13 protein-coding genes are annotated in these 12,352 nt (G+C 32.9%); all 13 read left to right on the forward strand.

Annotated features, from left to right (window positions below; translation table 11 throughout):
- Positions 1-52 precede the first annotated feature (52 nt).
- The gene (gene mce / locus RBU61_RS01810) at positions 53-454 is read left to right on the forward strand and encodes a methylmalonyl-CoA epimerase (protein ID WP_308877793.1); all 402 of its coding nucleotides are present in this window, start codon (positions 53-55) and stop codon (positions 452-454) included.
- A 24-nt stretch (positions 455-478) separates the two neighbouring features.
- Positions 479-2,023: a carboxyl transferase domain-containing protein gene (locus RBU61_RS01815; protein ID WP_308877795.1), complete on the forward strand. Its 1,545-nt coding sequence runs from the start codon at positions 479-481 to the stop codon at positions 2,021-2,023.
- Between the two features lie 14 nt (positions 2,024-2,037).
- Positions 2,038-2,418: an OadG family protein gene (locus tag RBU61_RS01820; protein WP_308877798.1), complete on the forward strand. Its 381-nt coding sequence runs from the start codon at positions 2,038-2,040 to the stop codon at positions 2,416-2,418.
- A gap of 22 nt (positions 2,419-2,440) precedes the next feature.
- On the forward strand, positions 2,441-2,842 hold the full coding sequence (locus tag RBU61_RS01825; protein ID WP_308877799.1) for a DUF2118 domain-containing protein: 402 nt from the start codon (positions 2,441-2,443) through the stop codon (positions 2,840-2,842).
- Positions 2,843-2,869: 27 nt separating this feature from the next.
- Positions 2,870-4,054: a sodium ion-translocating decarboxylase subunit beta gene (locus RBU61_RS01830; RefSeq protein ID WP_308877800.1), complete on the forward strand. Its 1,185-nt coding sequence runs from the start codon at positions 2,870-2,872 to the stop codon at positions 4,052-4,054.
- Positions 4,055-4,167: 113 nt separating this feature from the next.
- Entirely contained in the window at positions 4,168-5,130 is a 963-nt protein-coding gene (locus RBU61_RS01835; RefSeq protein ID WP_308877802.1) for a P1 family peptidase, read from the forward strand.
- 152 nt (positions 5,131-5,282) lie between these two features.
- The gene (locus RBU61_RS01840; RefSeq protein ID WP_308877803.1) at positions 5,283-6,032 is read left to right on the forward strand and encodes an ECF transporter S component; all 750 of its coding nucleotides are present in this window, start codon (positions 5,283-5,285) and stop codon (positions 6,030-6,032) included.
- Positions 6,033-6,051: 19 nt separating this feature from the next.
- The gene (locus tag RBU61_RS01845; RefSeq protein WP_308877806.1) at positions 6,052-6,825 is read left to right on the forward strand and encodes a type III pantothenate kinase; all 774 of its coding nucleotides are present in this window, start codon (positions 6,052-6,054) and stop codon (positions 6,823-6,825) included.
- A 47-nt stretch (positions 6,826-6,872) separates the two neighbouring features.
- On the forward strand, positions 6,873-7,841 hold the full coding sequence (gene dusB / locus RBU61_RS01850) for a tRNA dihydrouridine synthase DusB (protein WP_308877807.1): 969 nt from the start codon (positions 6,873-6,875) through the stop codon (positions 7,839-7,841).
- Positions 7,842-8,037: 196 nt separating this feature from the next.
- A complete protein-coding gene (locus RBU61_RS01855; protein ID WP_308877808.1) occupies positions 8,038-8,820 on the forward strand; it encodes a hypothetical protein in 783 nt (260 codons plus the stop codon).
- Positions 8,821-8,974: 154 nt separating this feature from the next.
- Entirely contained in the window at positions 8,975-9,451 is a 477-nt protein-coding gene (gene greA, locus RBU61_RS01860) for a transcription elongation factor GreA (protein WP_308877810.1), read from the forward strand.
- 58 nt (positions 9,452-9,509) lie between these two features.
- Positions 9,510-10,958, forward strand: a complete 1,449-nt coding sequence (gene lysS / locus RBU61_RS01865) for a lysine--tRNA ligase (RefSeq protein WP_308879742.1) — start codon at positions 9,510-9,512, stop codon at positions 10,956-10,958.
- Positions 10,959-11,045: 87 nt separating this feature from the next.
- Positions 11,046-12,269 (forward strand): glycosyltransferase family 4 protein, encoded by a 1,224-nt coding sequence (locus RBU61_RS01870; protein ID WP_308877812.1) that lies wholly within the window; start codon positions 11,046-11,048, stop codon positions 12,267-12,269.
- Positions 12,270-12,352: the final 83 nt, after the last annotated feature.

Here is a 12,352-nt window from a genome sequence, read left to right on the forward strand (position 1 = left end):
TAACTAAAAACTATTCATCATTCATTATTCACTAAGGAAAGGTGGTAATCAAATGGTTGGTAAAGTTGATCATATAGGTATTGCTGTGAAAAATCTAGATGAAACTCTTAAATTTTATGAAGATATATTAGGTATGAAATGTGTAGATAAGGAAGTAGTAGAGGAGCAAAAGGTAAAGGTTGCTTTTTTACCTATAGGGGATACTGAAGTAGAACTACTGGAATCAACAGAAGAAGACGGTCCTATAGCTAAGTTTATTGAGAAAAAAGGTGAAGGAATTCAGCATATTGCCTATAAAGTAGATGATATAGAAAAATCAATAGAAGAATTAAAGGCAAAGGGTATTAGAATGATAGATGAAAAACCAAGATATGGTGCTGGTGGTGCTAAAATTGCGTTCTTACATCCAAAGTCAACTTTTGGAGTTCTTATAGAACTTTGTCAAAGAGATTAGTCATTTTAAAAAAGGAGGGTAAATATGAAGGAGAAAATTGAAAGGCTCCTAGAAACTACTAAGAAAATAGAGCTTGGTGGTGGGGAGCAAAGAATTGAAAAGCATCATAAGTCAGGGAAGCTTACTGCTAGGGAAAGAATCAACCTATTATTCGATGAAGATAGCTTTGTTGAGGTTGATAAGTTTGTGGAGCATAGATGTACAAACTTTGGTATGGAAAAGGTAGAAGCACCTTCTGATGGTGTAGTAACTGGATATGGTACAGTAGAGGGAAGACTTGTATTTACTTATGCCCAAGATTTTACAGTAGTAGGTGGATCACTAGGAGAGATGCACGCTGCTAAGATTTGTAAAATTCAAGATATGGCATTAAAAATGGGTGCACCAATTGTAGGATTCAATGACTCTGGTGGAGCAAGAATTCAAGAAGGTGTAGATGCACTATCAGGATATGGAAAGATATTTTATAGAAATACAATTGCATCAGGAGTTATACCACAAATATCAGTTATAATGGGACCTTCAGCAGGTGGAGCAGTTTATTCTCCAGCATTAACAGACTTTATATTTATGGTAGATAAAACTAGTATGATGTTTATAACAGGACCACAAGTAATTAAATCTGTTACTGGAGAAGAAGTAACTCAAGAAGAACTAGGTGGTGCAAGCACACATAATAAAGTATCTGGAGTAGCTCACTTCATGGATAAAACAGAAGCAGAGTGTATAGAAAGAATAAAAGAGTTAATATCATTTTTACCTTCAAATAACTTAGAAGAAGCACCGATGTATGCAATGGAAGATGAAATCAATAGGGTAGAAGAAAGATTAAATGAATTAGTTCCGGTTAATCCTAATAAGCCTTATAATATGAAAGAAGTTATAAAGCTCATAGCAGACGGAGGATATTTCTTTGAAGTTCAAGAAAACTTTGCTCAAAATATAATAACTGGATATATAAGATTAAATGGAAAGACCATAGGAGTAGTTGCTAATCAACCAAATGTATTGGCAGGATGTCTAGATATTAATGCATCGGATAAAGCAGGAAGATTTATAAGAACCTGCGATGCCTTCAATATTCCATTACTTAATTTAGTAGATGTTCCAGGGTTTTTACCAGGAACAGCTCAAGAATATGGTGGGATAATAAGACATGGTGCAAAGATGCTTTATGCTTATAGTGAGGCAACTGTACCAAAGGTTACACTAATAGTTAGAAAGGCTTATGGTGGAGCTTATCTTGCAATGTGCTCTAAGGACTTAGGAGCAGATCAAGTATTTGCATGGCCAAATGCAGAGATAGCAGTTATGGGACCAGAAGGGGCGGCAAATATCATATTTAAAAAGGATATTGAAAACTCAGATGATCCAATAGCAACTAGACAAGAAAAAATAGCTGAATATAGAGATACTGTAGCTAATCCATATATAGCTGCTCAAAGAGGATTTGTAGATGATGTAATAGTTCCAAGCGTTACAAGACCAAGACTTATTTCTGCCTTTGATATGTTAGAATCAAAGAGAGAAAATAGACCTGCTAAAAAACATGGTAATATACCAGTATAGAAGAGGTGAAATAATTGGGTGAATATATTAATTTTGGAGATAGCATAGTAATTACAATATTTAGTATGGTGGTAGTATTTGTAGGACTAATTCTACTTGCAATGTTAATATCTGTTCTAAAGACCATTGGAGGTAAAGCGGATAAAGACGGAGTTGCTAAAGAAGCAGTTGCATCGGATAAGGTTGAAAAAACTGTAGCAAAGGAAAATATAAGCGAAGTAGAAAAAGACACTGTAGATGATGAAGAATTAGTTGCAGTTATAGCAGCGGCTGTAGCAGCAAGTTTAGGAGTTAGTATACCAGAAGTAAATATAAAAAGTATAAAAAGAGTACCACAAAGAAATTTAGCTTGGTCTACAGCTAGTAGACAGGAGCAAATATACGGAAAACTATAAAAAATATTAAGGGGGAGAAGTCATGAGAAAGTTTATGATAAATGTTAACGGTAATTCTTATGAAGTTGAAGTTGAAGAAGTAGGAGTAAGTAACACATCACAAAGACCAGTGGCATCATCAGCACCATCAGCATCATCAGCTCCAAAAACAGCACCAGCTCCTAAGGTTGCTCCAAAGGAAGAAAAGAAAGAAGTTGTGGTATCAGCAGGACAAGAGGTTGTAGAGGCACCAATGCCAGGAAATATTTGGAAAATAGAAGTTAAAGAAGGAGATACAGTTAAAGCAGGAGATATATTACTAATACTTGAAGCAATGAAAATGGAAAATGAAATTTTAGCTCCAAGAGATGGGGTAGTTGCTAGTATAAATACTACACAAGGGGCCACTGTAAACACAGGAGATAAATTAGTAGTATTAGACTAATTCCATTAAGAAAGGAAGGTAAATTTCATGAACTTAGGACAGATATTGCTGGAATTTTTCCAGAGTACAGGAATTGCAGCCATAACCTGGGGTCAGGCATTGATGCTTCTGGTATCCTGTATACTGTTATATTTAGCAATTGCTAAAGGGTTTGAGCCCTTATTACTTATCCCAATTGCCTTTGGTATGTTATTGGCAAATTTACCAGAAGCGGGGCTAATGGCACCACCAGTTGTACAAATTGCTCCAGATCCTATAACTGGAGAACTAGTCTCCACTACCATAGAAAATGGAGGACTTTTATATTATTTATACCAAGGTGTTAAGTTAGGTATATATCCACCACTTATATTCCTTGGAGTAGGGGCTATGACAGACTTTGGACCTTTAATAGCAAATCCAAAGAGTATATTACTTGGTGCAGCAGCACAGTTTGGTATTTTTGCCACATTTATAGGGGCAACTTTATTAGGATTTACAGGACCAGAAGCAGCTAGTATCGGAATTATAGGTGGAGCAGATGGACCAACGGCTTTATTCTTAACATCTAAATTAGCACCCCACTTATTAGGGCCTATAGCGGTTGCAGCTTATTCATATATGGCTTTAGTACCGATTATTCAGCCGCCAATTATGAAGGCCTTAACAACTAAGACTGAGAGAGAAGTAGTAATGGGTCAACTTAGAACTGTATCAAAAAAGGAAAAAGTAATTTTCCCTATTATGGTTACATTATTAGTTTCTTTATTATTACCATCAGCAGCATCTTTAGTAGGTATGCTAATGTTAGGAAATTTATTTAGAGAATCTTTAGTGGTAGATAGATTATCTAAGACGGCACAAAATGAAATGGTAAATATAGTTACTATATTCTTAGGTACTACTGTAGGAGCTACAGCAAATGCAGAAACTTTCCTTACAGTAAGGACTCTAAGTATAATAGCTCTAGGACTTATAGCATTCTCCATAGGAACAGCAACTGGTGTAGTATTTGGTAAGATAATGTATAAGATATCAGGTGGAAAAATCAATCCACTTATAGGTTCTGCTGGAGTATCAGCAGTGCCGATGGCAGCTAGAGTATCACAAAAAGTAGGTCAAGAAGCTAATCCAAGAAATTTCCTATTAATGCATGCTATGGGACCAAACGTGGCAGGAGTAATAGGTTCAGCCATAGCAGCGGGGTTATTGCTGAATCTCTTTGGAGGCTAAAAATCAATTGATAATTATAAAACAGGATTACAATAGAGACTTTCTCTATTGTAATCCTATTTATTATTTATATTTTTAATCTTAAAATTGTGAATCTTTAAAGGGGTGATTTTATGTATGAAGGTTATATAACCGATGTAGAGGGTATCAAAGTAGGGCATAGTCAATCAGAAGAAGGCATGACAGGTTGTACTGTAATCATTTGTGAAAAAGGAGCTACTGGTGGTGTAGATGTAAGAGGATCAGCTCCTGGAACCCGGGAGACAGATTTATTTAAGGCTGAAAAAATGGTAGATAAAGTTCATGGGTTAGTTTTGTCAGGTGGATCTGCCTTTGGACTAGATGCAGCATCAGGTGTTATGAAATATTTAGAAGAAAATGATATTGGCTTTGATGTGGGAGTGACTAGAGTTCCCATAGTAGCCTCTGCAGTAATATTTGATTTAAATATTGGAGACTATAGAATAAGACCTGACTTTCAGATGGGCTATATGGCAGCAAAAAATGCGAATACATATGATAAACTACAAGGTAATATAGGATGCGGTATGGGTGCCACCATAGGAAAAATATTGGGGACGGAAAATTCCATGAAATCGGGATTAGGTTCTGCCACTGTAAAATCAGGAAAATTAATAGTGTCAGCCTTAGTCTCTGTAAATAGCTTTGGTGATATATATGATTTTACCATTAATAAGCAAATAGCAGGCGTCTATGATTATAAAAATGAAAAGCTCCTTAACACAATAGAGATAATGAAGAGTACAAATAAAGATTTAGGATTTAATATAGGCAATACTACCATAGGAGTAATAGCTACCAATGGAACTTTGACTAAGGCGGAGGGCAATAAAATAGCAGAAATGGCTCATAACGGCTTTGCAAGATCTATTAATCCAATCCACACTATGTTAGATGGAGATACAATATTTACCATGGCAACAAATGAAATAAGGGCGGATATAAATCTTTTAGGAACTTTAGCAGCAGAAGCAATGAGTAAGGCCATAACCAATGCCATAATGTTTGCAGAAAATTCTGGTGGATTAAAAGCCTATAAAAATATTTTTAACTAATAATTAATTTTTATTGAATTAATATGAAAATACAATTATAATAATTGTATTAAATAGCCAATATCAAAATTGAATTGGACTGGATAAAAGTTAAATTGAATATTAAATCGACTGGTATCCAAAATAATAGGAACTAGAGCGGAGGGATTTTAATGATGAAAGAAAAGAGATTTACTGTAAGGAAAATGACGATCATAGGAGTATTAGGAGCCATATCAGCAGTCCTTGGCATGACTCCATTAGGGTTTATTCCTGTGGGACCTACTAGGGCAACTATAATGCACATTCCTGTAATTATAGGAGCCTTAATGGAAGGACCTTTAGTGGGAGGTTTTGTTGGATTGATATTTGGATTGTTTAGCATTTTTCAGGCCATAACAAATCCGACACCAGTATCCTTTGTGTTTTTAAATCCTTTAGTATCTGTATTACCAAGGGTATTAATAGGTATAGTATCTTTTTATATATATGATATATTGAAGAAAGTGGGAAAAGAAAAGATAAGGATAGCATTATACCTAATCTGGATAGGAATTATATCCTATTTGTCCTATGGGATATATATAAATATTAAAAGTCAAGGCAGCATATGGTTAGTTTTAATAAATATAGGGCTAATAATTTTAACTTTAATGATAGTTTATTTTACTATAACTAAACTGAAGGATAAAGCATTAGATATTATTATATCAACTACCATAGGTACATTGACTAATACAGTAGGGGTTCTAACTCTGATATATGTATTTTATGCTGAAAGATTTGTAGAAGCCCTAGGTGGCGATATAAATACAGCAAGAAAGGTCATCTTTGGAATAGGGATGACTAATGGCATACCAGAGACTATTATAGGAATTATAATAGTGACTTCAGTAGTTGGAGCTTTAAAGAGCAGAAGATAAGAATGGAAGGTGAAAATCATTGCTATTAGTTATAGATGTTGGAAATACTAATGTAGTATTTGGAGTATATAAAGAGAAAAAGTTATTATATGATTGGAGAATAGCAACAGAGAAGGATAGAACGTCTGACGAATATGGGCTTTTATTTGAACAGATTTTTAGATATCATGGATTAGATCCAAAAGAAGTAAATGATGTTATTATTTCATCTGTAGTGCCACCACTTATGCATACTTTACCTGCTATGAGTATAAAATACTTTGGCATAGACCCTATTGTAGTCGGTCCAGGAGTTAAAACTGGAATAAATATAAAATATGATAATCCAAAAGAGGTAGGGGCAGATAGAATAGTAAATGCTGTAGCGGCCTATGAAAAATATGGCGGACCTCTAATAATAGTAGATTTTGGTACTGCCATTACATTTTGTGCTGTAGCCCAAAATGGAGATTATTTAGGTGGTGCTATTACTCCAGGAATTAAGATATCATCAGAGGCATTATTTATGAGAACATCTAAACTTCCTAAGGTAGAGATTGCAAGGCCAGAAAAAATAATAGCAAAGAATACAGTAAATAGTATTCAATCTGGTTTGGTATATGGATATATAGGAATGGTAGACTATATAATATCAAAGATGATAGAAGAAATGGAAGAAGATGAAGGAAAAGTAAATGTAGTAGCAACTGGTGGATTTTCAAATCTAATTGCCTCAGAGAGTAAATATATAAATAAAATAGATAAATTGTTGACCCTTGAGGGACTTAGAATAATATTTGAACGAAACAGGTAAGTAGCTATCTAGCTACTTACTTTTGTAATGTGTATTGAGGTGAATATATGAAAATAGGAAACATAGAATTAGAAAATAATATATTCCTAGCTCCAATGGCAGGAGTTACAGACTTGGCTTTTAGAATATTATGTAAGGAAATGGGTGCTGGATTAGTAGTATCAGAAATGGTAAGCAGTAAAGGAATGTATTATAAAGATCCGGGTACAAAAACTTTGCTCCAAGTAAATCCTAAAGAAAGACCAATAGCTGTACAAATCTTTGGATCAGACCCTGAAATCATGTCAAATGTAGTGGTAGAATATTTGAATCCAAGGGAAGATATAGATATTATAGATATAAATATGGGTTGTCCAGCTCCTAAAATAGTTAAAAATGGAGATGGCAGTTCTTTAATGAGGGAACCTAAATTAGTAAGACAAATATTAAAAGAAGTAATAAATGTATCTAAAAAACCTGTTACATTAAAGATAAGAATGGGCTGGGATGAAAACAGTATAAATGGAACAGATATAGCCAAAATAGCAGATGAAGAAGGAGTGGCAGCACTTACAGTTCATGCTAGAACTAGGGAAATGTTTTATTCGGGAAAGGCAGACTGGGAATTTATAAAAAAGGTTAAAGAAAACGTTAGTATTCCTGTAATAGGTAATGGAGACATATTTAACCCACAAGATGCAGTAGAAATGTTTAAATTGACCAACTGTGATGGGGTTGCCATAGGTAGAGGTGCTCAAGGAAATCCTTGGATATTTGGAAGAATAAAAGATATAATGGAAGGGAAGGAAGAGAGGGCCCCTTCAAATGAAGAAATAGTAAAGATGTGTATTAGACATCTGGAGCTTCTTTGCTCTATAAAAGGTGAAAGAGTCGCAGTAAGAGAAATACGAAAGCACGCTGCTTGGTATCTAAGGGGGTTGAGAAACTCTAATGAAATAAAAAATTTGATATACACTATGGTCAGCAAAGAGGAAATAGAAAAGGTTTTATATGAATATATTATTCTGAATCCATAGATTTGTAATAATAACAAACTCTCCTCATATAATAAAGTAAAAATTATATAGGAGGGATACTATAGGATTTATATATATATTAAGTAATGAAAGATATTTAGAGTTTTATAAAAAAGGATTTTTAAAGTATATCCCTGATTTTATTTTACCTGAAATTAAACCTAAAGCCATAGAAAGTACTATAAAAGAAAATAATGTGATTGGTAAAATAGTAGGAATAAATTTGAAGCCTATGGATCTTAACAATAAAGAGGATTTAGATGAATACTTAAAAGCATTAGCAAAACTTAAAGACGAAAACAGTAATACGTTATTTATTGAAGGCTATGAGAATTTAAGTTCATCAACATTAGATTATATACAAGAGTTTACAGAGATGAAAATCTTTAATGGAGAACATACTAAGTTATCTAATATTTTAACAGTCATTAGGAAGATTTATAGTATTCTTAAGGAAGATGTTGGAGATAAAGAAATTCTAGTTATTTGTGATGAAAAGGAAATGACAAAAAGAATAATAAAGGAAGTTGCGAAGGACTTTAGATTTATAGCTGCCATAGGCTGTGAAGAATACAATGATGAAATTTATGAATATATATTAGAGGAAACAGGGTTATCTCTATTTTATCCTGCAAATATTCATAAGATTTTAAATCAGTATAGCATAATAATTAATTTTACAGGGGAATTAGAATTTGATATTTCAAATGCTAAAAGGAATGCTATAGTCTTTAACTTTAGCAAGACAAACCTTAAAGATAATAAAAATAGGGTACATTTTATAGAGGACTATGGTTTTGACCTTAAAGAATTAGGTATAAAAAAGCCTGAATGGATAGATAGTAAAATTCCTTCGAGTTTATTTGAAGCTTTACTAGGAAGTGAGAATAAGAGTATAAACTATTTAGTAGCAGGAAATAACTATTATTCAATAAAAGATTATGTTAATTCATTTATAAAAGTAAAAGGTAGATTCTAAGACTTGACATTATAGACTCACTTGATTATAATATCTTGCATACAATAAGGAATTATGCTTTTGTTTTATTAATTTCAGACCTTATATATAGAGATAATATCAATTATAGAGCTTAAAACTACTAATATATCTTAGTCAAAGGAGAGAGATGTAAATGCCAGAAAAAGATGTTTTTTTAACAGAAGAGGGATTAAAGAGATTAGAGGATGAATTAGATGAATTAAAAAGTGTTAGAAGAAAAGAAGTAGCTGAAAAAATAAAGCAAGCTTTAAGCTTTGGTGATATAAGCGAAAACTCAGAGTATGATCAAGCAAAAAATGAACAGGCACAGTTAGAAGAAAGAATTGCAAAACTAGAAACTATGTTAAGAAATGCAAGAATAATAGATGAAGATGATATTACAACTGATGTTGTGGGAATAGGGTCTAAAGTTTTAGTAAAAGATTTAGAATATGACGAAGACATGGAGTTTATTATAGTAGGTTCTGCAGAGGCAGATCCATACAATGGTAAGATATCAAATGAATCACCTGTGGGGTCAGCACTTTTGGGATATAAATCAGGAGATACAGTAGAAGTATCAGTACCAGACGGAAAAATAGAATATAAGATAATGAATATTACTAGATAAGCATATAGCAAACTAAGGAGGTAATGTAGTGGGAGATACTGAATTAAATTTAAATGAAATGTTAATGATGAGGCGAGAAAAGCTTAAGGAATTAATCGAAAAAGGAAAAAATCCATTTTTAGTTGAAAAATTTGATTATACACATCATAGTGCTACTATTAAAGATAGATTTGAAGAATTGGATGGAGAAAAAGTAGCTATTGCAGGAAGAGTAATGTCAAGACGTGGACATGGAAAAGTTAGCTTTATTGATCTTCAAGACAGTGAGGGACGTATTCAAATTTTTGCTAAACAAGATATATTAGGTAAAGAGGAATACAAGGATTTAAACTTACTAGATATTGGAGATATTATAGGAATTCACGGAGAGGTATTTAAAACAAATGCTGGTGAAATATCTATAAGAGCAAAAGAAATACTTATAATGAGTAAGTCATTACAAATTCTACCAGAGAAGTTTCATGGATTAAAAGACCAAGATTTAAGATATAGACAAAGATATGTAGATTTAATAGTAAATCCGGAAGTAAAGGAAACTTTTATTCTTAGAACGAAAATTATTAAAGCAGTTAGAGAATATTTAGATGATAGAGGATTCCTAGAGGTAGAGACTCCAATACTAAGCCCTATAGCAGGTGGGGCAAACGCAAGACCTTTCGTAACTCACCACAATACCTTAGACATAGATATGTATTTAAGAATAGCAAACGAACTTTACTTAAAGAGACTTATAGTTGGTGGATTTGAAAAGGTTTATGAAATGGGAAAAATGTTTAGAAACGAAGGTATGAGTCCGAAACATAACCCTGAATTTACAAATATTGAACTTTACCAAGCATATGTAGACTATGAAGAAATGATGAGACTAACAGAAAACCTTTTTGCATATGTTGCAGAAAAGGCTTTAGGAACTACAAAGATAAACTATCAAGGAACGGAATTAGAATTATCTCCGCCATGGAGAAGATTAGATATGGCAGATGCAGTAAAAGAGTTTACAGGTGTAGATTTCTCTACAATAAACACTGATGAAGAAGCAATAGCTGTAGCGAAGGAAAAGGGAATAGAAATTAAACCTGGTATGACTAGAGGACATATTATATCAGAGATGTTTGAAGAATTCTGTGAAGAACATTTAATTCAACCTACATTTATTACAGGACACCCTGTAGAAATATCACCTCTTGCTAAGCGAAATCCAGAGGATCCAAGAAAGACTAATAGATTTGAGGCCTTTATTAATACATGGGAATTGGCTAATGCCTTTTCAGAGCTAAATGATCCTATAGACCAAAGGGAAAGGTTTGAAGATCAAGTTAAACAAAAAGATTTTGGAGATGATGAAGCTCATCCAATGGATAATGATTTCATTAACTCCATTGAAGTAGGTTTACCACCTACAGGTGGACTTGGAATCGGTATCGATAGAATGATTATTCTTCTTACAAATCAACCAAGTATTAGGGATATACTATTATTCCCAACTATGAAGCCTTTAGATGAATAAAAATATAAGAAATATGGTGGGATTATAATCCTGCCATATTTTTTATAATATAATAAGAATTATTTCTCTGAATAAGGAGGAAGACAAATGAAGAAAATTTTACATATTATATCTCAGTATCCAGGGAGGACAGGTAGTGGAATATATCTTAATGCCTTAGCTAAGGAAGGGAAAAGAAGAGGATATACTCAAGGACTAATTGCTGGTATACCATATTCAGATAACTTTCAACCTAAATATGTGGAGGAATTTTACCCTATGGTTTTTAACACAGAAGAACTACCATTTTCCATAGTAGGAATGAGTGATACTATGCCTTATGAAAGTACAAGATATAATGAGTTAACAGATGAGATGTTATATCAGTGGGAGTCAAGCTTTAGAAAGGCAATAATCTATGCCTTAGAGGATTTTGAACCAGATATTATACTATCACATCATTTATGGTTATCTACTTCCTTAGTAAGAGAATTAGCCCCTAATGCTAAGGTAATAGGAATATGCCATGGTACAGATATTAGGCAATTAGAAAAATGCCCACAATATAAAGATCATATACTTTCAAACTTTAAAAAATTAGACTTAGTCTTATCTCTAAGTGATTTTCAAAGGGAAGATATTGAAAGGATATATAATATACCTAAATCTAAAATAGTAACCATAGGTGGAGGATATGATGAAGATATATTTTTTCATCCATTAGATAAGATAAGTAATGAAAAGATAAAGATAGTATATGCGGGAAAACTTAGCTTTGCTAAGGGGTTAGTATCTCTATTAAATATATTTAAAGAAATAAGAGAAAAAAATAATCTTGAATTGTACTTAGCAGGATCAGGAACAGGTAAAGAGGAAAAGTTTATTAAGACGCTAGCTATGGAAATTGGTTCTAATATTAGTTTTTTTGGGGAATTAACTCAGAAAGAGTTGGGACAAGTATTTAGAGAATCTCATATATTTGTTTTGCCATCTTTCTTTGAAGGGCTATCCCTAGTAAGTATAGAGGCTTTAGCCAGTGGGATGTTAATCGTTGCTACAGAGATTGAAGGACTTAAATCTAATTTAGGAAGTGAAATCAATGAAAATGGAGTAATAGAATACGTAAAGCTTCCTAGGATGACGAAAGTTGATGAACCTTTGAAGGAGGACTTAGAAATATTTGAGAACAGATTTAAGCTAGGAATAGAAAAACAAATAGAGAAGGTAAAGGAAGGATATAAGGTGGATGAAGATATTAAAAAAAGAATAAAGGAAAAGTCTTGGAAGAATATATTTAATAAAATTATAGACTATATTGAATGTATAAATTAAGCAAGTATTATTATTTTTATATAAAAGTAATAAAAGGTGTTGACTTTTGTTATAAAACAGGGTATCATAGTAAAAGTCAGCTA

This window comes from Tissierella sp. MB52-C2, assembly GCF_030931715.1.
Lineage (GTDB): Bacteria > Bacillota > Clostridia > Tissierellales > Tissierellaceae > Tissierella.